Source organism: Spirillospora sp. NPDC048911 (genome assembly GCF_043198015.1).
GTDB lineage: Bacteria > Actinomycetota > Actinomycetes > Streptosporangiales > Streptosporangiaceae > Spirillospora.
Genome location: NZ_JBICUD010000007.1, coordinates 256,278 through 279,362, shown reverse-complemented (window position 1 = coordinate 279,362; position 23,085 = coordinate 256,278). Strand labels below are relative to the sequence as shown.

19 protein-coding genes are annotated in these 23,085 nt (G+C 72.3%); 15 read left to right on the top strand and 4 right to left on the bottom strand.

The genetic code is table 11. The features are described 5' to 3' along the window. Positions 1–12: 12 nt before the first annotated feature. From ACGFNU_RS30850 to ACGFNU_RS30790, 13 genes are all read left to right on the top strand, one after another. Positions 13–1,278 (top strand): cobalt-precorrin-5B (C(1))-methyltransferase, encoded by a 1,266-nt coding sequence (locus ACGFNU_RS30850; protein ID WP_392599268.1) that lies wholly within the window; start codon positions 13–15, stop codon positions 1,276–1,278. Beyond that, positions 1,275–2,636, top strand: a complete 1,362-nt coding sequence (cbiE, locus tag ACGFNU_RS30845) for a precorrin-6y C5,15-methyltransferase (decarboxylating) subunit CbiE (protein WP_392599265.1) — start codon at positions 1,275–1,277, stop codon at positions 2,634–2,636. The genes ACGFNU_RS30850 and cbiE overlap by 4 nt, the downstream gene beginning before the upstream one ends. Then, positions 2,633–4,357: a precorrin-3B C(17)-methyltransferase gene (gene cobJ, locus ACGFNU_RS30840; RefSeq protein ID WP_392599263.1), complete on the top strand. Its 1,725-nt coding sequence runs from the start codon at positions 2,633–2,635 to the stop codon at positions 4,355–4,357. Before cbiE ends, cobJ begins: the two co-directional genes overlap by 4 nt. After that, complete coding sequence (locus ACGFNU_RS30835; RefSeq protein WP_392599261.1) at positions 4,348–4,593, top strand: DUF362 domain-containing protein; 246 nt, start codon at positions 4,348–4,350, stop codon at positions 4,591–4,593. Before cobJ ends, ACGFNU_RS30835 begins: the two co-directional genes overlap by 10 nt. Beyond that, positions 4,590–5,198 carry a precorrin-8X methylmutase gene (locus tag ACGFNU_RS30830; protein WP_392599260.1) on the top strand — a complete coding sequence of 203 codons (609 nt, stop codon included), beginning with the start codon at positions 4,590–4,592 and terminating at the stop codon, positions 5,196–5,198. Before ACGFNU_RS30835 ends, ACGFNU_RS30830 begins: the two co-directional genes overlap by 4 nt. Then, the gene (locus tag ACGFNU_RS30825; protein ID WP_392599259.1) at positions 5,195–6,091 is read left to right on the top strand and encodes a sirohydrochlorin chelatase; all 897 of its coding nucleotides are present in this window, start codon (positions 5,195–5,197) and stop codon (positions 6,089–6,091) included. The genes ACGFNU_RS30830 and ACGFNU_RS30825 overlap by 4 nt, the downstream gene beginning before the upstream one ends. Before the next feature lie 51 nt (positions 6,092–6,142). Beyond that, positions 6,143–7,177: an Rv2231c family pyridoxal phosphate-dependent protein CobC gene (gene cobC, locus ACGFNU_RS30820; protein ID WP_392599257.1), complete on the top strand. Its 1,035-nt coding sequence runs from the start codon at positions 6,143–6,145 to the stop codon at positions 7,175–7,177. A 172-nt stretch (positions 7,178–7,349) separates the two neighbouring features. Beyond that, positions 7,350–9,071 (top strand): nicotinate-nucleotide--dimethylbenzimidazole phosphoribosyltransferase, encoded by a 1,722-nt coding sequence (cobT, locus tag ACGFNU_RS30815; RefSeq protein WP_392599255.1) that lies wholly within the window; start codon positions 7,350–7,352, stop codon positions 9,069–9,071. A gap of 124 nt (positions 9,072–9,195) precedes the next feature. Next, entirely contained in the window at positions 9,196–10,434 is a 1,239-nt protein-coding gene (cobA, locus tag ACGFNU_RS30810) for a uroporphyrinogen-III C-methyltransferase (RefSeq protein ID WP_392599253.1), read from the top strand. A 1,064-nt stretch (positions 10,435–11,498) separates the two neighbouring features. After that, a complete protein-coding gene (locus tag ACGFNU_RS30805; RefSeq protein WP_392599251.1) occupies positions 11,499–13,181 on the top strand; it encodes an AAA family ATPase in 1,683 nt (560 codons plus the stop codon). Beyond that, the gene (locus ACGFNU_RS30800) at positions 13,178–14,863 is read left to right on the top strand and encodes a GTPase family protein (RefSeq protein ID WP_392599249.1); all 1,686 of its coding nucleotides are present in this window, start codon (positions 13,178–13,180) and stop codon (positions 14,861–14,863) included. Before ACGFNU_RS30805 ends, ACGFNU_RS30800 begins: the two co-directional genes overlap by 4 nt. Before the next feature lie 222 nt (positions 14,864–15,085). Further along, the gene (locus ACGFNU_RS30795; protein ID WP_392599248.1) at positions 15,086–15,766 is read left to right on the top strand and encodes a single-stranded DNA-binding protein; all 681 of its coding nucleotides are present in this window, start codon (positions 15,086–15,088) and stop codon (positions 15,764–15,766) included. A 329-nt stretch (positions 15,767–16,095) separates the two neighbouring features. Then, positions 16,096–17,385: a GGDEF domain-containing protein gene (locus ACGFNU_RS30790; protein ID WP_392599246.1), complete on the top strand. Its 1,290-nt coding sequence runs from the start codon at positions 16,096–16,098 to the stop codon at positions 17,383–17,385. 104 nt (positions 17,386–17,489) lie between these two features. Here ACGFNU_RS30790 and ACGFNU_RS30785 read toward each other — a convergent pair whose 3' ends face one another. The 3 genes from ACGFNU_RS30785 to ACGFNU_RS30775 form a co-directional block, all read right to left on the bottom strand. Beyond that, positions 17,490–17,948: an ester cyclase gene (locus tag ACGFNU_RS30785; protein WP_392599245.1), complete on the bottom strand. Its 459-nt coding sequence runs from the start codon at positions 17,946–17,948 to the stop codon at positions 17,490–17,492. Between the two features lie 17 nt (positions 17,949–17,965). After that, positions 17,966–18,901 (bottom strand): NADP-dependent oxidoreductase, encoded by a 936-nt coding sequence (locus tag ACGFNU_RS30780; protein ID WP_392599243.1) that lies wholly within the window; start codon positions 18,899–18,901, stop codon positions 17,966–17,968. A 413-nt stretch (positions 18,902–19,314) separates the two neighbouring features. Further along, positions 19,315–19,944 carry a TetR/AcrR family transcriptional regulator gene (locus tag ACGFNU_RS30775; RefSeq protein ID WP_392599241.1) on the bottom strand — a complete coding sequence of 210 codons (630 nt, stop codon included), beginning with the start codon at positions 19,942–19,944 and terminating at the stop codon, positions 19,315–19,317. A 102-nt stretch (positions 19,945–20,046) separates the two neighbouring features. On the opposite strand from ACGFNU_RS30775, the gene ettA reads away from it, so the two are divergent. After that, on the top strand, positions 20,047–21,711 hold the full coding sequence (gene ettA, locus ACGFNU_RS30770) for an energy-dependent translational throttle protein EttA (RefSeq protein WP_392599239.1): 1,665 nt from the start codon (positions 20,047–20,049) through the stop codon (positions 21,709–21,711). Between the two features lie 195 nt (positions 21,712–21,906). Then, positions 21,907–22,347 carry an acyl-CoA thioesterase gene (locus ACGFNU_RS30765; RefSeq protein WP_392599238.1) on the top strand — a complete coding sequence of 147 codons (441 nt, stop codon included), beginning with the start codon at positions 21,907–21,909 and terminating at the stop codon, positions 22,345–22,347. Positions 22,348–22,359: 12 nt separating this feature from the next. Here the strand turns inward: ACGFNU_RS30765 and ACGFNU_RS30760 are convergent, their stop codons facing one another. Next, the gene (locus tag ACGFNU_RS30760; RefSeq protein ID WP_392599236.1) at positions 22,360–22,974 is read right to left on the bottom strand and encodes a hypothetical protein; all 615 of its coding nucleotides are present in this window, start codon (positions 22,972–22,974) and stop codon (positions 22,360–22,362) included. Positions 22,975–23,085 lie beyond the last annotated feature (111 nt).

Genomic DNA, 23,085 nt, shown 5'->3' with positions numbered 1-23,085 from the left:
CGAGCACCGAAGATGACTGACGATCCGGAACTGCGGGAGCCCGATCTGCCGCGCACGATGAAGGTGCGGCAGAAGGCCCTGCGTACCGGCTGGACCACCGGCTCCTGCGCGTCGGCGGCGGCCAAGGCCGCCACGCTGCTGCTGCGCGGCGAGGACCTGCCGGGGTACGTGGAGATCGCGCTGCCGTCGGGCAACCGCGTGACGTTCAAGGTCGAGGAGACCGTCGTGGACCCCGCGCACGACCGGGCGCGGGCGGTGGTCGTCAAGGACGCGGGCGACGACCCCGACGTCACGCACGGCGCGCACGTCACGGCCGACGTGTCGTGGCGGGACGAGCCGGGGCTGGAACTGGAGGGCGGCGAGGGCGTCGGCGTCGTCACCAAGCCGGGGCTCGGCCTGGAGCTCGGCGGCCCGGCCATCAACCCCGTCCCGCGCAGGATGATCACGCAGGCGGTCGCCGAGGCCGTCTTCGACGGGCCGCTCGACGATGCGCCGGAGGCGGCCGAGGTCACCGATCCGGCGACGGGACGAGGCGTGCGGGTCGTCATCTCGGTGCCCGACGGCGAGGTCATGGCGCGCAAGACCACCAACAAGCGGCTGGGCATCCTGGGCGGCATCTCGATCCTCGGGACGACCGGGATCGTGCGGCCGTTCTCCACCGCGTCCTGGCGGGCCAGCGTGGAGCAGGCGGTCTCGGTGATGGCGGCGCAGGGCGAGACGACGCTCGTGCTCTGCACCGGCGGCCGCACCGAGAAGGGCGCCATGAAGATGCTGCCCAAGCTCCCCGACGTGTGCTTCGTCGAGGTCGGCGACTTCACCGGCGCCGCCCTGCGCCGCGCGGTCGAGCACGGCCTCAAGCAGGTGATCTTCGTCGGGATGGCGGGCAAGCTGACCAAGCTGGCCGCTGGCGTGCTGATGACGCACTACACGCGGTCCAAGGTGAACACCGGGCTGCTCGGCGAGATCACCACCGACATGGGGGGCTCCGCCGAGCTCGCGGCCGAGGTGGCCGGGGCCAACACCGCCCGCCACGCGTACGAGCTGTGGGAGGCGGCGGGCGTCCTCGGGCCGTGCGGCCGCGAGCTCTGCCGCCGTGTCGGTCTCGTCCTCGAACGGTTCGCCGCCGAGCAGGTCGAGCACGGCGAGCAGGCAGGGCAGGGTGAGCAGGGTGCGATCATCGGGGCGGGCTCCGGCGCCCCGCCGATCGCCGCCCAGGTCGTGCTGGTGGACTTCACCGGCGAGCGCATGATCGCCATGGCGGGACGGCTGGCACGATGACCTCCGCACCCCCCTCGACTCCCGTGGCCTCCCCGACCGTGGTCGGCTTCGACGGCCGGGCCCTGACCGGCCTCGCCCAGGAACGGCTGGCCAACGCGGCGCTCGTCGTCGGCGGGGCCCGGCACCTGGCCGCCGTCGAGGTGCCGCACGGCGCCCGCACGGTCGTCATGGGCAAGCTCGCCGCCGCGCTGGACGAGATCGACGCGGCGGCGCGCGAGGGCCTGGAGATCGTGGTCGTCGCCAGCGGCGATCCGGGGTTCTTCGGCATCGTGCGGGCGCTGCGCGAACGCGGCCACCGGCCGGACGTGATCCCGGCGGTGTCGTCCGTGGCGCAGGCGTTCGCGCGGGCGGGACTGCCCTGGGACGACGCGCTGGTGGTCTCCGCGCACGGACGCGGGCTGCGGCGCGCGGTCAACGCCTGCCGCGCGCATCCGAAGGTCGCCGTCCTGACCGCGCCGGGAGCGGGTCCGGCGGAGCTGGCACGCGAGCTCTTCCCGCAGACGCCCCGTTCGTTCGTGGTGTGCGAGGACCTGGGCGGCCCGGACGAGCGCGTCGTCCACGTCCGGCCTGCCGAGGCCACGACCCGGCCCTGGCGCGACCCGAACGTGGTGCTCGTGCTCGACTCCAGGCGAGCCGACGCCGAGCGGGGCTGGATCGCGGGCGGCCCGGCGGGACCGGCGGGCTGGGGGCTGCCCGAGGAGGCGTTCGAGCACCGCGACTCGCTCATCACCAAGCCGGAGGTGCGCGCGTTCGCGCTGGCGAAGCTGGGCCCCCGGGTCGGCGACATGGTGTGGGACGTCGGCGCCGGCAGCGGGTCGGTCGCCGTCGAGTGCGCGCGCTTCGGCGCCGCCGTCGTCGCGCTCGAACGCGACGAGGCGTCCTGCGAGCGTATCCGCGCCAACGTGCGCGCGCACGGGGTCAAGGTCGCGGTGTCGCGCGGCGAGGCGCCCGGCGCGCTGCACCATCTGCCCGCCCCGGACGCGGTCTTCGTGGGCGGCGGCGGCCCCGAGGTCGTCGAGGTGTGCGCGGGCCGGGCGCTGCGCTGCGTGGTGGTGGCCCTGATCGCGGTGGAGCGGGTCCGGCCGACGCTGGACGCGCTGCGCGCCGAGGGGCTCGTCGCCGACGCCGTCCACCTCCAGGCGAACCGGCTCTCGCCGATGCCGGGCGACGTGCACCGGTTCGCGGCGACCAACCCGGTGTACGTGGTGTGGGGCGTCCGCGAGCCGGGCGCCGGCGCCTCCGTTCGTCCGCCCACCGGGCCGGAACGCGGCGGGCGGCGAGCGGAGATCGCCCCGCTGCCCGAAGAGAACGTGCCTGAGGAAGACCTGCCCGACGAGAACGTGGAGCGTGCGGAGTGATCGGGGTTGTCGCGGCCACCGCGAGCGGCCGGACGGCGGCGGCGACGCTGGCGGAGGTGTGGCCGGACGAGGTGCGGCTGCTCACCGAGGGCAAGGTGGGCGACGGGCTGCGCGAGGCGTGGGAGAGCTGCGACGCGATCGTGAGCTTCCTCGCGGTGGGGGCGACCGTGCGGGTGCTGGCCCCGCTGCTGGAGCACAAGACCGCCGACCCCGCCGTGGTGTGCGTGGACGAGAGCATGCAGTACGCGGTGGCGGTGCTCGGCGGGCACCACGGCGCGAACCTGCTGGCGCGGCGGCTGACGGGCGTGCTCGGCTGCGAGCCCGTCGTCACGACGGCGAGCGACCAGAGCAACGTCACGCCGCTCGACTCGTACGGCGCCGAGCTCGGCTTCACCGTCCACAACCGCGAGATGCTCGCGCACGTCGGCGCGGCGGTGCTGTCCGGAGAGCCGGTGCTGATCGAGGGCGCTGAGGGCTGGCCGTTGCCGGCGCTGCCGCCGAACGTGGCGCCCGACGCGGATTCCTCCATCGGGATCCTCGTGACGGACGCGGCCGAGATCACGTGCATGTGCCACGGCTGGTTCGGGAACCGGCTGGTCTACCGGCCGCCGTCCCTGGTGGTCGGGGTGGGCTCGGCGCGGGGCGTCCCGGCGGACGAGGTCTCCCGGCTGATCGACGAGGCGCTCGGCGAGGCGGGGCTCGCCCCCGAGTCGGTGCGGTGCCTGGCGACCGTGGACCTCAAGGCGGACGAGGAGGGGGTCCTGGCGGCGGCCCGTGCGCGCGGCTGGGAGATGATCACGTTTCCGGCGGAGGTGCTCGCGGAGGTCGAGGTGCCCAACCCGTCCGAGGTCGTCCGGGCGGAGGTGGGGACGCCGAGCGTCGCGGAGGCGTCCGCGCTGCACGCCGCACGCTCGTACGGGCGGAGCGCCGAACTGGTCGCCGAGAAGCGCAAGTCGCCGAACGCGACGGTCGCGGTCGCGCGGCTCGCCCCGAAGGGACGGCTGAGCATCGTCGGGCTTGGGCCCGGCGCACGCGATCTGGTCACCCCGCGGGCGACGGAGGCTTTGCGGCGGGCGGCGGTCGTGGTCGGACTCGACCAGTACGTGGATCAAGTGCGCGATCTCCTGCGCCCGGGGACGCGCGTCCTGGCGAGCGGGCTCGGCCAGGAGGAGGAACGCGCCCGCACGGCCGTCGAGGAGGCCCGGCGCGGCAACGCGGTCGCGCTGATCGGATCGGGCGACGCCGGGGTCTACGCGATGGCCAGCCCGGCGCTGGAGTTCAGCGCGGACGACATCGAAGTTGACGGTGTTCCGGGGATCACGGCGGCGGTCGCGGCGTCGAACCTGCTCGGCGCGCCCCTCGGGCACGATCACGCCTACATCTCGCTGTCCGACCTGCACACCCCCTGGGAGATCATCGAACGCCGCGTGCGGGCGGCCGCCGCGGGTGATTTCACGGTCTGCTTCTACAACCCGCGCAGCAAGGCCAGGGACTGGCAGCTGCCCAAGGCGTTGGCCATCCTGGCGGAGCACCGGCCGCCCGGGACCCCGGTCGGCCTCGTGCGCAACGCCTCGCGTCCGGACGAGACGACGACGCTGAGCACCCTCGCCGAGGTCGACCCCGGGCAGGTGGACATGTTCACCGTCGTGCTGGTCGGGTCGAGCGTCAGCCGGACGGTGGCCGGCCGCTTCATCACCCCACGGGGGTATCGGTGGGCATAGTCTCCAGGACGCCCGCACGCTGGGAAGTGCGCATCACCGACCGGTGCCAGGGGTGCGGCGCGTGCCTGCTGACGTGCCCGGAGCACGCGATCCGCCCGCACGGCAGTCCCCTGCTCGTCCTCGGCGAGCTGTGCACCGGCTGTGGCGAGTGCATCGAGGTGTGCCCTGTCGATGCGATCGAGGAAAGATCGAGCGCGTTCGAGGAGACGTCATGCGCGATCGAGGAGAGTCCATGAACGACCAAGTGACCGTTCGCCAGCCCCACCCGATCGAGGTGCGGTCGTACGAGATCCTGCGGTCGCGCGTGGACCTGTCGCCGATGCCGCCGCTGTGGCGCGCGGTCGCCGAACGGGTGATCCACTCCAGTGCCGACCTGGAGTACGCGGTGGACCTGATCACCACCGAGGAGGCGCTGCGGCAGGGCTGGACGGCGCTGACGCGGGGTGCCCCGATCGTCACCGACGTCGAGATGGTCGCGGCCGGGATCACCGCCCGCGAGACCCTCTGCCACGTGAGCGACCCGGCGTCCGCCCGGATGGCCCGCGCCGCCGGGATCACCCGGTCCGCGGCGGCGATCCGGCTGTCGTACTCGGAGGTGGGGCCCGGCGCGGTCTGGGTGATCGGTGTCGCTCCGACGGCGCTGTACGAGCTGATCGCGCAGAAGGTTCGGCCGGCGCTGGTCATCGGGCTCCCGGTCGGCTTCGTGGACGCCGCCGAGTCCAAGGAGGCCCTGCGCGCCAGCGGACTGCCGCAGCTCAGCAACTACTCCGAGAAGGGCGGTTCGGCGGTCGCCGCGGCCGCCTGCAACGCGCTGCTCTACTACGAGGGGGACCGACGGTGAAGCCGCCATTGCTGGTGGTCGGGCACGGCACCCGCGACGAGGCGGGCGTGGCCGGGTTCGACGGGTTCGTGGCGCGGCTGCGCGACCGGATGCCCGTCCAGGTGGCGGGAGGCTTCATCGAACTGTCGGCCCCGCCGCTGCACGAGGCGGTGGCGGAGCTCTACGCGGCCGGGCACAGGCGGGTCGCGGCCGTGCCGCTGGTGCTCGTCGCGGCCGGGCACGGCAAGGGCGACATTCCGGGCGCGATGTCGCGGGAGCTGGTCCGGCACCCAGGCCTTTCGTACACCTACGGCAGGCCGCTGGGCCCTCATCCAACCCTCCTCAGCCTGCTGGAGGAACGCCTCACCGCAGCCGCCAGCGGAGAGACGGCCGTCCTGCTGGTGGGACGAGGATCCACGGATCCGGACGCGAACGCCGAGGTCCACAAGGTGGCGCGGCTGTTCTGGGAGGGACGCGGGGCGGCCGGGCCCGATCAAGGGCTCGGGCTGACGGCCGTGGAGCCGGCGTTCATCTCGCTGGCCAGGCCGAGCGTTCCGGAGGGCCTGGAGCGGCTGCGCCGCCTGGGCGCCCGGCGGATCGTCGTGCTGCCGTACTTCCTGTTCCCGGGCGTCCTGCCGGACCGGGTGGCGGCAGAGACCCTGGCGTACGCCGACGATCATCCCGACCTGGACGTGCGCTGCGCCGAGGTGATCGGCGACTGCGACGCGCTGGCCGGGCTGGTGGCCGAACGGTACGAGGAGGCGCTGGCGGGCGACATCCGGATGAACTGCGACACCTGCGTCTACCGGATCGCGATGCCCGGATTCGAGGACCGCGTAGGGGCCGCGCAGTTCCCGCACCACCATCCCGACGACCCCGTGGGTCACGGGCACGGCCACGCTCATGCACACTGATCTCATGGCGCTCCGACCCCCCTTCGCGCCGCGCTACGAAGGGGTGGTCCTGTGACCGAACTGCAGCAGATCGACGAGGCGGCCCTGCTGCACCACGGTGACGCCGAGGTCGGCGACGGCCTCGTCGACTTCGCCGTGAACGTGCGTTCGAACACGCCGCCCGAGTGGCTGGCCGCCCGCCTGCAAGCATCGATCGCCGCTCTGGCCGCCTATCCCGACCCGGGCGCGGCACGGCGCGCGGTCGCGCGAAGGCACGGCCGGGCGGTCGACGAGGTGCTCCTCACGGCCGGTGCCGCCGAGGCGTTCGTGCTGCTGGCCCGCGTCCTGGAGCCGCGCCACGCGGTGGTGGTGCACCCGCAGTTCACCGAGCCCGAGGCAGCGCTGCGGGCCGCCGGGCACCAGGTCGACCGGGTCGTCCTCGACCAGGACTTCACCCTCGACCCGGACGCCGTGCCGGCCGGCGCCGACCTCGTCATGATCGGCAATCCGACCAACCCGACCTCGGTCCTGCACCCCGAGGCCGCCGTCGCCGCGCTGGCCCGTCCCGGCCGCACAGTAGTAGTCGACGAGGCGTTCATGGACTGCGTACCCGGCGAACCGGAGAGCCTCGCGGGCGTGCCCGGGCCGGGGCTCGTCGTGATCCGCAGCCTGACCAAGACCTGGGGACTGGCGGGCCTGCGGGCCGGATACATGCTCGCCGAGGCCAACCTGACCGCTCGCCTGGCGGCGGCACAGCCGCTCTGGGCGGTATCCACGCCCGCCCTCGTCGCCATCGAGGCCTGTTGCGAGCCCGACGCGCTGGACGAGGCGGAGCAGTGGGCCGTCGAGCTGGGCAAGGAACGCACCCGCCTGTCGTTCGAGCTGGCCTCCCGGGGGCTGTACGTGGTCCCGGGCGCCCGCGCCTCGTTCCTCTGCGTCCACGTGCCCGACGGACTGGGCATCCGGGCCCTCCTGCGGCAGCGGGGATACGCCGTAAGGCGCGGCGACACGTTCCCAGGCCTGGGCCCCGACTGGCTCCGCATAGCCGTCCGCGACCAGCCGTCGAACGACGCCCTCCTGGAGGTCCTCAGTGACCTCGGCATCTGACCCCGCCAGGAGCACAAGATCCACCACACGGACTGAACTCAGCGAGAGCGCCGAACCCACGGCAAGCGCCGAGCCCGCCAGCGGCACTGAGTCCGCCACGAGGGCTGAGGCCGTCGGCGGCGCTGACTCAGTCAGGGGCACGGGGGCTTTCTCGGACGCGGAGCGGGCCGCCGTGCACCGGGTGATCGCGGAGCGGCGCGACCTGCGGGACGGCTTCCTGCCCGACACGGTGGACGACGCGGTGCTGACGCGGATCCTGGAGGCGGCCCACCGGGCGCCGTCGGTGGGGCTGACCCAGCCGTGGGACTTCCTGATCATCCGCGATCCGGCCCGCCGGGAGCGGATCCGCGCGCTCGCCGACCGGCAGCGCGCCGCGTACGCCGCGACCCTGACCCGGCCGCGGGCCGAGCGGTTCGACCATCTCAAGGTCGAGGCGATCCGCGAGGCGCCGGTCAACATCGCCGTCACGTGCGACCCGACGCGCGGCGGCCGCAATCCCCTCGGCCGGCACAGCCAGCCGGAGACGGCGGCCTACTCGGTGGCCTGCGCCGTGCAGAACCTGTGGCTGGCCGCCCGCGCGGAGGGGCTGGGCGCCGGCTGGGTCAGTTTCTTCGACGAACGCGAGCTGGCCGCCGAGCTGGGCCTACCGGGCCACCTCGAAGTCGTGGCATACCTGTGTGTGGGCCATGTCACCGAGTTCCCGCCCGCGCCGCAGCTCGCGCTGTCGGGCTGGGCACGCCGCCGCCCGCTCGCGTGGGCGGTCCACGACGAGACGTTCGGGCGGCGCAGGCTGCCAGGGGAGGCACCCGTGGATCTGATCGAGCAGACGATCACTGCGATCGAGCCGCCGGACGAGGCCGCGATGCGGGACGCCCGTGATCATCAGGCCCGGCTCACCAAGCCGCCCGGCTCCCTGGGCGTCCTCGAAGAGGTGGCGGTCCGGCTCGCCGGGCTGGCCGGGCAGAGCCCGCCACCCCTCCCCGAACCCGCCGCCGTCGCGATCTTCGCCGCCGACCACGGCGTGCACGCGCAGGGCGTCACGCCGTGGCCCCAGGAGGTCACGGCCCAGATGGTCGCCAACTTCCTCGACGGCGGCGCGGTGGTCAACGCCTTCGCGGGCCAGGTCGGCGCCGAGGTCAGCGTGGTGGACGTCGGCGTCGCGGCCACGCTCGACCCGGCGCCCGGACTGCTGCCCCGCAAGATCGCCCCCGGCACCGCCGACATGACGCAGGGCCCCGCGATGACCCCCGACCAGGTCCGCCGGGCCGTGGAGACGGGCATCGAGGTCGCCCGCGACCTGGTGTCCGCGGGCGCCCGCTGCCTGCTCACCGGCGACATGGGGATCGCCAACACCACGGCCTCCGCCGCCCTGATCTCAGCGTTCACCGGCCTGCCGCCCGAGCAGGTCACCGGCCGCGGCACCGGCATCGACGACGCGACCCACGCCCACAAGATCGACGTAGTCCGCACCGCCCTCACCCGCCACGACCTCCCGGCCCCGGACACGGCGGCTCTGGAGGTGCTGGGGGCGGTCGGGGGGCTGGAGCATGCCGCGCTGGCCGGGTTCATTCTCGGCGGGGCGGCGTTGCGGGTGCCGGTCGTTCTGGACGGGGTGATCGCGGGGGCGGCGGCCCTGGCGGCGGCCTCGATGTGCCCTGACGTGCTGGGCGCCTGCGTGGCCGGGCACCGGTCGGTCGAGCCGGGGCACACCGCGGCGATCGAGCGGCTCGGTCTCCGGCCCTTGGTCGATCTTGAACTACGGTTGGGGGAGGGAACGGGGGCGCTCCTGGCGTTGCCGCTCGTCCAGGGTGCGGTGCGAGTCATGCACGAGGTCGCGACCTTCGACTCCGCGGGGGTGAGCGGTAAAACGGAGGTCGGCTCCGTAACGACCTGATCACGGGTTGAGTCACGCTCGGCTATCGACTGGGGGAGAGCACTCTCCATGGGCTCCGCAACCCCGGTACCTTTAGTCCGCAAAGGCACATGTCAGTCACCCGCGTCCTGATCGAGAGAAGGCATTGCCCCCGTACCTGCTAGGCCTGCGACTCAGCGGGCGGCGCGTCCTCGTCGTCGGCGGGGGCCGGGTCGCCCAGCGGCGCGTGCCCGCGCTGCTGGCCGCCGGTGCCGAGGTCGTGCTGGTCGCGCCCGAGGTCACCCCCTCGCTGGAGGGCCTGATCGACGACGGCCGGGTGACGTGGCTCCAGCGGCAGTACGAGCGGGGCGACTGCGCGGGGGCCTGGCTCGTCCAGGCCGTGAGCGACGACGGCAAGGTCAACTCCGCGGTCGCGGCCGAGGCGGAGAACGCCCGGATCTGGTGCGTGCGCGCCGACGACGCCGACGCCTCCGCCGCCTGGACCCCCGCGAGCGGGCAGGTCGGCGAGACCACCGTCGGCGTGCTGGCGGGCGGCGACCCGCGGCGCGCGGCGGGCATCCGCGACGCGGTCGTCGACGGGCTGCGCGACGCGACCCTGGAGGCGCGGCACTCCCGGCACAAGCCCGTGGGCGTGGCGCTGGTGGGCGGCGGCCCCGGCGACCCGGCGCTGATCACGGTGCGCGGGCGGCAGTTGCTCGCCCAGGCCGACGTCGTGGTGACCGACCGGCTCGCCCCGCGCGAGCTGCTCGACGAGCTCGCCGCCGACGTCGAGGTGATCGACGCCGCCAAGATCCCGTACGGCCGTACGGTGACCCAGGAGCGCATCAACGACTACCTGGTCGAACACGCGCGGCAGGGCAAGTTCGTGGTGCGGCTCAAGGGCGGCGACCCGTTCGTCTTCGGCCGCGGCGCCGAAGAGGTGCTCCACTGCGCCAAGCACGGTATCCCCGTGACCGTGGTGCCCGGCATCACCAGCGCGGTCGCGGCGCCCGCCGCCGCGGGCATCCCGGTGACCCACCGCGGCGTCGCCCAGGACTTCCACGTCGTGTCGGCCCACATCGCCCCGGACACCCCGGCGTCCACCGTCGACTGGGCGGCGCTCGGCCGATCCGAGGGCACGTTGGTACTGCTCATGGCGGTGGAACGGATGAGCCTCATCGCCGCCACCCTCATGCGCTATGGTCGGTCGTCTGATACGCCGGTGGCCGTGGTTCAGGACGGCACCCTCCCGGGACAGCGGGCGCTGACGGCCACCTTGGGCACGGTGGCCGACGAGATGGCGGCCGCCGGAGTCCGGCCACCCGCGATCGTGGTCGTGGGCGACGTGGTCAATGTGGCACGAGAGATCGACATGATTCGAGCGGACATGGGACGGGATCCGTGACACCCCCGGCAGAACAGAGCGCGGTCCATGACGAGGAGGCGGGTGCCGGCCCGGAGCACGCCGCCGGCGGCACCGGCGCTCCAGCCGAGCCCTCCCGGGAGCCGGAGCAGGAACCGGCCGCCGGTGATCGGGCGTCCGAAGAACGGCCACCCGCCGGCGACCGGACGTCCGACGATCAGGCGTCCGGCGACCGGACGCCCGCGAAACGCCCGTCCACCCGCCGGAAAACTGGAACGCGGAGGTCTGGTGCGCGGACGCCCGCCGCGAGAAAACCCGCCGACGACAGGACGCCCGCGATGACGGAGCCTGCCGACGACAGGACCCCCGCCACAACCGAGCCCGCCGCGGCGGAGCCCGCGGCTGACCGCACGCCTGCCGAACCGACGTCCGCCAAACGACCGTCTGGCGAGCCAACGCCTGCCGAGCAGACGCCTGGCGACCCGACGCCTGCCGCAGCCAAGCCTGCCGATGACCGCACGTCTGTCGAGCCGCCGTCCGTCGAGCCGACGATGGGCGAGCGGATGCCTGCCGCGGCCGAGCCTTCCGCTGACCGCACGCCTGCTGAGCGTGCGTCTGCTGAGCCGACGTTTGGCGACCGGCCGTCTGGCGAGCGAACGTCTGCTGAGCAGACGTCCGCCGAGCGGCCGACTGGCGAACGGACGCCTGCCGCAGCTAAGCCCGCTGATGACCGCGCGCCTGCCGAGCAGGATTCGTCTGCTGAGCGTGCGTCTGCCGAGCCGACGTCTGGCGAGCAGACATCTGGAGATCGGGCGCCTGCCAAGCAGCGGCCGTCTGCCGACCGTGTGCCTGCCGAACTGGCGTCTGACGACCGGACGCCCACCGCGGCCGAGCCCGCCCACGAGCGGACGTCCGCCACAGTTCAGCCTGCCGCTGCCGAGCCTGCGGCCGGCGGGGCGCCTGCTGAGCGTGCGTCTGCCGAGCCGACGTCTGGCGCGCGGGTTGCTGCGGCGGGGGGCGGCGGGTTGCCGCGCGAGGCCGTTGATCTTGCTGGGACGGAGGCGCTCTCGGGGCGCCGGGCGAGCGCGGCGAGCGGGCGTGGACCGGTGCACAAGGGCGAGCTCACCCGGGCCCTGACCGGCCTGCGCGACCAGCTGGGGTCGTTCGAGTTCGTCCTGGACGTGCCCGGGGTCGAGGAGGCGCGGGCGGCGCGGCTCGACATCAAGGCGCAGCTCGACGACTACGTGCTGCCGCGCATCCAGGCGGCGGGCGCGCCGATGCTCGTGGTGCTGGGCGGCTCGACCGGGGCGGGCAAGTCGACCCTGGTCAACACGCTCGTGGGGGCGCGGGTCAGCGCCACCGGCGTGCTGCGGCCGACCACCAGCAGCCCGATCCTGGTGTGCCACCCCGACCACAGCGAATGGTTCCTGGAGGGGCCGCTGCTGCCCGGCATGGGACGCGTCCCGGGCCCGGCGCCGGACGCCATCGCGGGCGACCAGCTGGTGATCATCCCGAGCGAGGCGATCCCACCGGGGCTGGCGCTGCTCGACAGCCCTGACTTCGACTCGGTCTTCGAAGACCACTTCGAGTTCGCGACCAAGCTGATGGCGGCCGCCGACCTGTGGTTGTGCGTGACCACGGCCGCCCGGTACGCCGACGCCCAGGTGTGGCAGATGCTCCAGCGGGCCAAGGAGTACGGCGCCACCATCGGGGTCGTGCTCTCGCGCGTGCCGCAGGGCGCCGGGTCGGAGGTCGTCGACCACTTCGCCGAGATGCTCACCGAGCACGGCGTCGGCGAGGCGCGTCGGTTCACGATCCCGGAGACCAAGATCGAGGACAGTCGGCTGCCCGAGGAGGCGGCCGAGGACGTCCGCTCCTGGCTGGTCGGCGTCGCGGAGAACACCGAGGACCGCGAGATCGTCATCGGCGACACCCTCGGCGGCGTGCTCGACAGCCTCCGCATCCGGGTGCCCGAGCTGGCCAAGCAGGTCGAGGTCCAGGTCGAGAAGCGCGGCGAGCTGGCCCAGGAGGTCGAGGCCGCGTACGGCACGTCGCTCGCCGAGCTGGACGAGGCCACCCGCAACGGCTCGCTGCTGCGCGGCGAGGTCCTGGCCCGCTGGCAGGACTTCGCCGGGACGGGCGATCTCTTGCGCGCGCTCCATGTCCAGCGCGGGCGGCCGGGACGCCGTTCCAGCCGGCGGCGCCGCAGCCCCGCCCGGGTGCGGGCCCTCAAGAGCGCCCTGCGCGCCGGCCTCGAATCGCTGATCACGATCTCCGCCGAGCACGCGGCCGAGCAGGTGCTCGTCCGCTGGCGGGCGCATCCGGCGGGCGGCCAGGTCCTCGCCCGCCCGGCCACCGGCCTCGGGCACGCGTCGCCGGAGCTGTCGCGCCGCGTCACCCGGGCCGTCAGCTCCTGGCAGGACCACGTCCAGGAACTGATCCGCACCGAGGGCGTCACCAAGCGTTCGGTCGCCAAGCTGGTCTCCTTCGACGAGGAGGCCCTGTCGCTCGTCCTGATGATCGGGCTGCTCGGCTACGGCACGTCCGAGGTCGCCGTCGAGGGCGGCACCAGCGCCGTCCCGCAGCGGCTGCTCAAGGCCCTGTTCGGCGCCGAGTCGCTGCGCGGCATGGGCGCCAAGGCCCGCGCCGACCTGCGGAGCCGCATCGGCATGCTGTTCGACGAGGAGGCCCTGCGGTACGGGCAGGTCCTCGACGCCGCCGGCATCCCCGACGAGACCACCCCCGTCCAGCTGTACCAGGCCACGTACAACCTCGAGGTCGCCCGATGACCACGGCCATTCCCGCGAAGTCCCCGCTGGGGACCGGGGGCATCCCGATCAACGTTCCCGGCGCGTACGACGGCGCCCCCGGGCTCACCGGCCGGCTCGAGGGTCTCGACCGGCTGGTCCAGCTCGGCACCGGCCGGCTCGACGCGCCGATCCTGGCGGACGCCTCCGTCCTGCTCGACCGCGCCGGGCAGCGCCTGCGCCTGTCCGGCGAGCACACCGTCATCACGCTCGCCGGCGGCACGGGGAGCGGCAAGTCGTCGCTGTTCAACGCCATCTGCGGGCTGGAGCTGTCGCCCACCGGCGTGCGGCGGCCGATGACGTCCAAGGCGCACGCCTGCGTGTGGGGCCTCGACGGCGCGGGCCCGCTCCTGGACTGGCTGGACGTCGACAAGCGCCACCGCTACGCCCGCGCCAGCGCCCTCGACCTCGAACGCGCCGACAGCTCGCTACAGGGCCTCGTCCTGCTCGACCTGCCCGACCACGACTCCATCCAGGCGCTGCACCGCGCCGAGGTCGACCGCTTCGTCACCATCGCCGACCTGCTCGTGTGGGTGGTCGACCCGCAGAAGTACGCGGACGCCGCGCTGCACCGCAACTACATCGTCCCGTTCGCCCGCCATGCCGGGGTCACGCTGATCGTCCTCAACCAGGTCGACAAGCTGCAGCCCGCCGAGGTCGACGACTGCGTGGCCGACCTCCGCCGCCTGCTGGAGGCCGAGGGCCTGGCCGACCCGCGCATCGTCACCACGTCCGCCGTGAGCGAGGACGGCGTCGCCGGCTTCCGCGAGGTGCTGGTCGACACCGTCGCCGCCCGCCGGGCCCGGTCCGAACGGCTGACCGCCGACGTCGACAAGATGTCCGAGCGCTTCGCCGAGTTCCGCGGCGTCAACGAGCCGCCCGAGGGCGTCGACGAGGCCCGCCGCGCCGAGCTCGTCCAGGCCCTCACCGACGCCGCCGGCGCGCCCGCCGTCGCCGAGGCGATGGAGAGCGCGTACGAGCTGCGCGCCGCCGACTTCGTGGGCTGGCCGGTCAACGCCCTGGTCACCCGCCTGCGGTCCGACCCGCTGCGCCGGATGCGCCTCACCGAGCTCCGCGACGAGCTGCGCGGCGCGTTCACCGGCCCCATCGGCGCGCAGCAGGGCGACGTCGACACCGCCCTCCACGGCGTCACCGACGGGGTGGCCACCGAGCTGCCCGACCCGTGGGCCCGCTCGGTCCGCGCCGCGGCCCGCTCCCACGCCGGCGAGCTCCCCGAGGCCCTCGGCGACGCGCTCAAGGAGGCGCTCCCCACGTTCAACCAGGTGCCGCGCTGGTGGTGGCTGGTCAAGACCTGGCAATACTTCCTGGTCCTGGTATCGATCCTCGGTGCCGCCTGGATCGCCCTCCTGCTCGTGTACGGCCTGTTCGAGATCGCCGACGCGCCCACCGACCTCGTCGGCGAGGCGGGCCTCATCCCGTACGTCGCGATCCTCGTCGTCTGCACGATGGGCATGGGCGCGCTGACCGCGTCCGCCTGCCGCAACATGGTCGCCCTCCAGTCGGCCAAGCACGGCGAACGCATGGAGCAGCACATGCGGGAGCGGATCGCCAAGGTCGCCGAGGAGAAGGTGCTGGCGCCCGTGGCCGCCGAGCTGGAGGCCTACGCCCGCTTCCGCGACGACGTGAAGGCCGTCCGCGGCTAAGTGAAGGCAGTCCGCGGCTGATGTGATCTGCGGCTGATGTGAAGGCCGTCCGGGGCTAGAGCGCGTCACGAAGTCGGCTGCCCGCCAGTGGACGCTGACCTTGAGAAACACCAAGTTATCCACAATTCCGTGAGGGGCTTCTCACGGACGGTGAGCATGGGCCACCGTGGTGGTCGTACGGAGCGATGGAGGCTCGGTACGACGCACCGGAGTGGAGGACATGTGAACGAGGCCCAGGTCACCGTCGTCGGCTGGATCGCCGCTGAGCCCTTCTACACGATCACAGGCAACGGCACCCCGTTCCTGTCGTTACGGGTCGGCTGCACCCCGCGCCGCTTCGACCGGCAGGCGGGGCTCTGGAAGGACGTCGACACGCTCTTCCTGACCGTCAACTGCTGGCGCCAGCTCGCCGACAACGTCAACGCGTCCGAGTTCAAGCGCGGATATCCCGTCGTCGTCACCGGCAGGCTGCGCATCCGGCAGTACGAGAAGGACGGGGGTTACCGGTTCTCCGCCGAGATCGAGGCCGGCACCCTCGGCCACGATCTCTCACGGGGCACGGCCGACTTCCGCCCCGTGCAACGAAACGGCGCACTCAGCGAAGAAGACCGCCAGGTCGCGCAGAACGCCGCCGACCACTGGGCCGTAGCGGGCCCCCTCACCGCCCCCGACCCAGCCGTCCCCGCAGCGGCTGGAAGAGCCGGTAGTGGCGCCGAGGCGATAGAAGGCAGTGGCGCGAGCGACAGCGAGAACGGGAGCGGGCGCGACAACGGGAGCTGGAGCGGGAGTGAGAGTGCCGTGACCGGGGGTGATGAGACTCAGTCGGGGAGTTCGGAGGGGGACGGTGGTGCCGAGGAGCGCGGGGAGCAAGGCGCTTCCGGTCTGCGTACCGAGGCCGCCTGAGGCTGCGGCTGCGGATCAAGGATGTCGCACAGGGATCAGCCCCCCCGAGAGCTGATCCGAGCCCATCGGTCGCGGGGGCGTCGTCGGCAGCCGACCTACCTGCCGGGTCGGCGCCCCCGCCCGTGGGGGTTGCGGGCCGCCTTATATCCAGGAAACGCCGCGCATGGTTTTCTTCCCCCTCCGGATGTGCTGAGGACAGCGTGTCCGCTGGTCCTGCCGTAGGAGCCGGACGGCCACCTACATGTGCGCTATCGAAGGTACCTTTTTCCGACCCTCTCCGCACACGTTGCAACTATCGTGTTACACAACGTGAGTCGTAAGGGGGAAGGATGACGGCAGTGCAGTCGTCCGCCGAGGACCGAGATGGGGACCTGGCCCGCAAACCCCGGCGCCGGGGCCTTCGCGGGCGGCCTTCCTTGCTGGTCGTCTACGTGCCGGCGGTCGTCGCCCTGCACCTGGTGCTGACCGTGGCCGGACTGGCGCGCACCCCGCTCCGGCTCAATGATCTACTGACTTTTGCCGCCTTGCTGGCCTGTGGGGCGGTCTGCATCGAAGCGTCCCGCCGGCTGGGCATGCCCGCGGGTGTGGCGCGGGACCTGCTGTCGGCCTGGTGGCTGCCGGTCGCCCTCCTGCTGCCACCGGTCTACGCGCTCCTGCTCCCGGTCCCGTTGCAGATCCTGCTGCAGTTCCGGGTCCGCCGGACGCTGCTCTACCGCCGGGCCCTGGTCTCCGCCGCCCACGGCCTGGCCGGCGCGGCCGCCTCGGTCGTCTTCCACCTGGCCGTCCCCGACCCGCTGGCCGGCGACCCGATCTGGCTGGTCGACGGCTACCCCGGCATCCCTGTCGCGGTGGCGTGCGCGGCTCTGTTCACGGTGGTCAACACCGCGATCGTGGCCGTCGCCGCCCACGCCGCCAACCCCGAGAGCCGGTGGCGGGAGGTGCTCTGGAACCGCGAGAGCCTGCTGCTGGACGTCGTCGAGCTCTGCGTCGGCGTTCTCGTGGCCATCGCGACCGCCCTGTCCCCGTTCCTCGTCCTGCTGACCCTGCCACCGGTCGTCCTCCTGCAGCGCAGCCTGATGCACCAGCAGCTTCAGGCCGCCGCCCGCACCGACGCCAAGACCGGCCTGCTCAACGCCGCCGCCTGGCAGCGCGAGGCCGACACCGAGCTGTCCCGGGCCCAGCGCTCCCACGACCCGCTGGCCCTGCTCCTCATCGACATCGACCACTTCAAGCGCGTGAACGACACCCACGGCCACCTGGTCGGCGACCAGGTCCTCATCGGGGTGGCCAGCACGCTCTGCAGCCAGCTCCGCGACTACGACGTGATCGGCCGCTTCGGCGGCGAGGAGTTCGTCGTCCTGCTGCCCGGCGCCGACACCGTCGAGGCGTGCCGCGTGGCCGAACGCCTCCGCGGCCGCGTCCGCCGCCTGGCCGTCCCCGCCGAAGAGGGCACCGTGGGCGTCACCATCTCCGTGGGCGTCTCCCTCTTCCGCATGCACGGCGAGGACCTGATCGAGCTCCTCGCCACCGCCGACCTGGCCCTCTACCGAGCCAAAGAGTCCGGCCGCGACCGCGTCTGCCTCCCCGCCATCGACGGCCCCAAAGCCACCGACACCTGACCACCCCACCGACGACCTGGAAAGCGCGTTGCGGGGGCGTGCCGTGGGATGGGGAGGCGCGGCGTGGGGTGGGCCACGCCGCGCCTGGTCTTGAGGGGCTGGGTTCAGGTGCGCTGTGCTTGGGCTCTCCACTTGGCGAACCGGGCGCCGGCCTCGTCGGTCGACAGGCCGAGCTGCTCGCACATCTGGTGGAAGTCGAAGAAGAACCGCTCGTGCGCGATGAGGCCCTCGCGGACCGTCCAGTGGCAGGCGAACGGGAGGGCGTAGGACTCGCCGGTCGGGGCGATGCCTGCCAGCGAGTCCTTCATGGTCGCGTGGATCGTGCCGGCTCCGAGCACCCGGTCACCGGCCTCGACCAGGTACTCCAGCTCCACGTCATAGTCCGGGAAGGCGCGGACGAAGGCGGTGAACTGGGCCCTGGCCTCCTCGACGCCGTGGGCGACGGCCTGGAAGGGGACGGTTTCGAAGACCACGTCGGGCCGGCAGACCGCGAGGGCCGCCGTGATGTCCGAGCGGCTCTTGGCCTCGGCGTAGGTTCGGACGATGTCGGACGGGTCGGGCATGACTGGCCTCCTCGGGCTCAGACGTTGAGGACGATCTTTCCGCTGGTGCGGCCCTTGGCGATCAGGTCGTGGGCGGCGGCGGCCTCGGCCAGCGGGAACTCGCGCTCGACATGGACCTTGAGCCGTCCCCGGCGGACGAGATCGGCCAGCGCCTCCATCCCGGCGCCGTCGGGGTCGACGAGGTATTCGCGGGCGCGCACGCCGAGCTCGGCGGCCCGTTCCTTCATGCCGGGGGTCCAGGCCGCCTGGCCGCTGACCAGCACACCGCCCGGCCGCAGGCATTCGAGCGCCCTCAGCCCGTGCTCGCCGCCGAACATCTGGATGACGACGTCCGCGCCGGAGACCGCGGCGGCCACGTCGGTCGTGGTGTAGTCGATCACCTCGTCGGCGCCCAGGCCGCGGACGAAGGGGTGCTTGGCGGCGCTGGCCGTGCCGATGACATGGGCGCCGAGGGCCTTGGCGATCTGGACGGCCAGATGCCCGACGCCGCCCGCCGCCGCCGCGACGAGGACGCGCTGGCCGGGCCGGACGTCGGCCACCTCGGTGAGCATCTGCCAGGCCGTCAGGCCCGCGAGGGGGAGGGCGGCCGCTTCGGCGAAGCTCAGCTCCTCGGGCATGCGGGCGAAGTGGCGGGCCGGGGCCGTGACGTACTCGGCGTACGCCCCCGCTGCACGCGGGAACCACGGCATCCCGAACACCATGTCGCCGGGCTCGAAGCGGAACGTGCCGTACCCGGTCTCCTCCACGACCCCGGCGACGTCCCATCCGTTGACGAACGGCAGGTCGAGCACGCTGTTGTAGGCCACGCCCATCCGGGTGTAGTGGTCCACCGGGTTGATCCCGGCCGCCACGACCCGCACCAGCACCTCGCCGAAGACCGGCTCGGGCTGGTCGACCTCGACCAGCTCCAGGGTCTCGGTGCCGCCCCACTTCGACTGCCGTATCGCCCGCATGATCCGCCCTCCGACCCGGCCTGTGATGATCGAGAACTTACATACATTCAGTATGTATGTCAACGATGATGCCGCCTGGATGACCACGGTCCGCGACGCTCGCCCAGAGGGCCGCCGACCACGCCGGACCTGCGGAGGCAGATGCACACTCCAGCCGGCCATTACGCGCGGAACCGCGGCGTGCTCGGCTGTTGTCATATGGCGCGCTAGAGGTGTTTGCCGTGGTGGGCGCGCACGTGAGGACGCGGCCGCCGTGTGCGGGCGGTTTACGGCGGGTGCGCCCAGGGTGGGGGAGGCCGGGGATGCGTGAATGGGCTCACCCGTCGCGGCGTGCGCGGGGTGGTTTGCAGGTAGGTGCGGTCGGGGGGGTGCGGTTTACATGTGGACGCGGCCTGGGCGTGCGTGCGGTGGGGTTAGGTGTGGGCGCAGCCGGGGGTGGTGCGGCCTGCGACGCCTGCTAGGAGGTTGGTCAGCTGCGCCAGGGTTTCCTCCATTGCGGCGGGCTGATCCTCGGCTCGGGCTATGTCCAGGGCGCTTTCGCAGATGCCGCCGTACAGGAGGGACGTGAGCGGCTCCAGCGGGCGGGCGGGGACGCAGCCCGCGCGGACGGCGATGGCCAGGCCGTCGTGCATCTGGTTCTTGCAGTGGGACTGGATGTCGCGCATGACGGTCCAGCCGAGCGCCCCGGGCGCCTCCACCAGGGAGATCTTGCACACGGCGGGCTCCAGGGACGCTGCGAGCAGGGTCCGGCAGCCGGAGAGAAAGCCGTCCCAGGGGTCCTGTTCCGCCCGGAAGGCGTGCCGGACGGCCGTGGCCAGGTCCTCCTGGTCGGCCGCGTACACCTCGCGGAAGATCTCTTCCTTGTTGTTGAAGTGGTGGTAGAAGGCGCCGCGCGTCACCCCGGCCTTGTCGCAGATCGCGCCCAGCGAGGTGCCCGCGAACCCGTCCTGGACGAAGAGCTCACGCGCCGCCGCGACCAGCGCCGCGGTGGTCGCCCTGGTGCGTTCCTGCTGGCTCCGGCGGGACCCCGCGGTCGTGGCCATTCGTCGGTTCCCTCCGTCTGATCTGCTGCGAACCTACACGCTGACCGGAGCGGCCGGTCGGTGCTGCAACGACTGGTGGTCCGGGTCCCCTAGGCTGGAAGGATGGCGGAGTACATCTACACGTTCCAGCGTGTGCGCAAGGCGCACGGTGACAAGGTCGTCCTCGACGACGTCACCATGAGCTTCCTGCCCGGGGCCAAGATCGGTGTCCTGGGTCCGAACGGGATGGGCAAGTCGACGCTGCTGCGGATGATGGCCGGCCTGGAGCAGCCCTCCAACGGTGAAGCCCGCCTCATGCCCGGCTACACCGTGGGCATCCTGCAGCAGGAACCTCCGTTGAACGAGGACAAGACGGTCCTCGGCAACGTCGAGGAGGGCGTGGCCGAGACCAAGGGCCTGCTCGATCGGTTCAACGAGATCGCCGAGAAGATGGCGACCGACTACTCAGACGAGCTGATGGCGGAGATGGGCAAGCTGCAGGAGCAGCTCGACCATCGCAACGCCTGGGATCTCGAAAGCCAGCTTGAGCAGGCGATGGACGCCCTGCGCTGCCCGGCCGGCGACCTGCCCGTCGTCAACCTGTCCGGTGGTGAGCGGCGGCGCGTGGCGCTGTGCAAGCTGCTGCTTGAGCACCCCGACCTCCTGCTCCTGGACGAACCCACCAACCACCTGGACGCCGAGAGCGTGCAGTGGCTGGAGCAGTACCTGGAGAAGTACGAGGGCACCGTCCTGGCCGTCACCCACGACCGGTACTTCCTCGACAACGTCGCCGGCTGGATCTGCGAGGTCGACCGCGGCCGTCTGTTCCCGTACGAGGGCAACTACTCGACGTACCTCGAGAAGAAGGCCGAGCGCCTCAAGGTCGAGGGCAACAAGGACGCCAAGCGCAAGAAGCGCCTGCAGGACGAGCTCGAATGGGTCCGGTCCAACCCCAAGGCCCGGCAGACCAAGAGCAAGGCCCGTCTGCAGCGCTACGAGGAGATGGCCTCCGAGGCGGCCAAGACCCGCAAGCTCGACTTCGAGGAGATCCAGATTCCGCCGGGCCCGCGCCTGGGCAACCTGGTGATCGAGGCCGACGACCTGACCAAGGGCTTCGGCGACCGGCTCCTCATGGAGAAGCTCTCGTTCAACCTGCCCCCCAACGGCATCGTCGGTGTGATCGGCCCGAACGGTGTGGGCAAGACCACCCTGTTCCGGATGATCATCGGGGACGAGCAGCCCGACTCCGGGCGGCTGCGGCTGGGCGACACGGTCCAGATCTCCTACGTCGACCAGGGCCGCGGCGGCATCGACCCCAAGAAGAACGTCTGGCAGGTCGTGTCCGACGGCCTCGACCACATCAGGGTCGGCCAGGTCGAGATGCCGTCCCGCGCCTACGTCGCGGCGTTCGGCTTCAAGGGCCCGGACCAGCAGAAGGCGGCCGGCGTGCTCTCCGGCGGCGAGCGAAACCGCCTCAACCTGGCGCTGACGCTCAAGCAGGGCGGCAACGTCCTCCTGCTGGACGAGCCGACGAACGACCTCGACACCGAGACGCTGTCGAGCCTGGAGAACGCGCTCCTCGAGTTCCCGGGCTGCGCCGTGATCACCTCGCACGACCGGTGGTTCCTCGACCGCATCGCCACGCACATCCTGGCGTGGGAGGAGGGCTCGAACTGGTTCTGGTTCGAGGGAAACTTCGCCGACTACGAGAAGAACAAGATCGAGCGCCTGGGCGCCGACGCGGCCCGGCCGCACCGCGTCACGCACCGCAAGCTCACCCGCGACTGACGACCGTCGCCTCCGCGCCGCCCGCCGCACACCCGCGCCGGGCGGCGCTCCCCTGGGTGCGGGCGTGAGCCGTGGGGACAAGCCCAAGTAAAGTGCACGTGACGGATCAAGGGCCGCGAATGGGACGGGCGTTCCTCACGGCAGGCATCGCCTTGATCCGGGTGATCCGTGCGACCCGACCCCCCAGGCGAGGACATGCAGCGAAAGAACCTGCCCCCGGCGGACTTCCGCCACGTGTACGAGTTCCATCTCCGGTTCGGTGACATCGACTCGCAGGGGCACGTCAACAACGTCAAGTTCCTCGGCTACCTGGAGGACGCGCGGCTGGAGATGTTCCACGGCGACCCCGTGCGCAAGGGCGAGCAGCCCGTCCGCGGCATGGTGATCTCCCGGCACGAGATCGACTACAGGCTGCCGTTGCTGCCGACCGTGTATCCGATTCGGGTGGAGACATGGGTCACCGAGGCCCGCGCCGCCTCGTTCAAGCTCGCCTACGAGGTCCGGGACGACGAGAACGTGTACGCGACCGCCACCTCGACGCTCGTCGCGTTCGACGTGGAAGGCAACCGCCTGCGCCGCTGGACACCGGAGGAGCGGGAGTTCATCGGCCGCTACATGCCCCCATCGGACGGCTGACCCTGACTGTGCTCAGGGCGAGTACAGCCAGGGGGTGCGCAGGTCCAGGTAGGTGAACTCGCTCTCCTCATAGAAGCTCATCATCTGCTCCCACTGGCCCTGCATCTCGGAGGGCATCTCCTGGCTTTCGCCCGCCCTCGCCTCGGCCTCGGAGGTGAAGTAGACGGCTTCGCTGATGCCGGCGCCGTCCTCGTGCACCGCCATGACGCTTCCGATGATCTCGGGCCGGTATGTGCGGATGGCCGTGTCGTCCACCTGCCGCATGAAGCCGGAGAGCCCCGCGAAGTCGCGGACGCGGTTCTGCATGATCTGGACGAACCCGGCCTCGTCCGAGCCGCCGCCGAGCCAGGTGTCCGTCTCGGCGCAGTCGTGGAAGGTCACTTCGGCGGTGAAGAGCTTGGAGGTCTCGATCCACCACTGGCCCTGCTCGGGGCGGTCGCTGTTCCGCCGTGCCGCCTCCCGGCTCTCGAACCGGGCGAACGCGACGAGCGTCCCGTCGCCGGTGACTCCGGCGGTGCTGCCGAGCCAGCCCCTCGCAGCGGGAGCGAGCTCGCGGACCCAGCGGTCCAGTGCGTCCTTCACCTCTGCGGCATCGCTGATCCTGCCCTGGATGATCTGAATGAACATCGCGCATCCCCCCGCGAAGATCACTGTTTGGCGTGGAGTTGCTACGGAAAGCCACTCCTAGGGCGACTTTATGCCTGTCCGAATCGCATGACAATGCCCAGCCGTTCGGTC

Bases quoted from the DNA above. Each gene is read 5' to 3' on its own strand.
- ACGFNU_RS30850 (WP_392599268.1), top strand. From the start codon at position 13: ATGACTGACGATCCGGAACTGCGGGAGCCCGATCTGCCGCGCACGATG.
- cbiE (WP_392599265.1), top strand. From the start codon at position 1,275: ATGACCTCCGCACCCCCCTCGACTCCCGTGGCCTCCCCGACCGTGGTC.
- ACGFNU_RS30830 (WP_392599260.1), top strand. From the start codon at position 4,590: ATGAACGACCAAGTGACCGTTCGCCAGCCCCACCCGATCGAGGTGCGG.
- ACGFNU_RS30800 (WP_392599249.1), top strand. From the start codon at position 13,178: ATGACCACGGCCATTCCCGCGAAGTCCCCGCTGGGGACCGGGGGCATC.
- ACGFNU_RS30790 (WP_392599246.1), top strand. From the start codon at position 16,096: ATGACGGCAGTGCAGTCGTCCGCCGAGGACCGAGATGGGGACCTGGCC.
- ACGFNU_RS30785 (WP_392599245.1), bottom strand. From the start codon at position 17,948: ATGCCCGACCCGTCCGACATCGTCCGAACCTACGCCGAGGCCAAGAGC.
- ACGFNU_RS30780 (WP_392599243.1), bottom strand. From the start codon at position 18,901: ATGCGGGCGATACGGCAGTCGAAGTGGGGCGGCACCGAGACCCTGGAG.
- ACGFNU_RS30775 (WP_392599241.1), bottom strand. From the start codon at position 19,944: ATGGCCACGACCGCGGGGTCCCGCCGGAGCCAGCAGGAACGCACCAGG.
- ettA (WP_392599239.1), top strand. From the start codon at position 20,047: ATGGCGGAGTACATCTACACGTTCCAGCGTGTGCGCAAGGCGCACGGT.
- ACGFNU_RS30765 (WP_392599238.1), top strand. From the start codon at position 21,907: ATGCAGCGAAAGAACCTGCCCCCGGCGGACTTCCGCCACGTGTACGAG.
- ACGFNU_RS30760 (WP_392599236.1), bottom strand. From the start codon at position 22,974: ATGTTCATTCAGATCATCCAGGGCAGGATCAGCGATGCCGCAGAGGTG.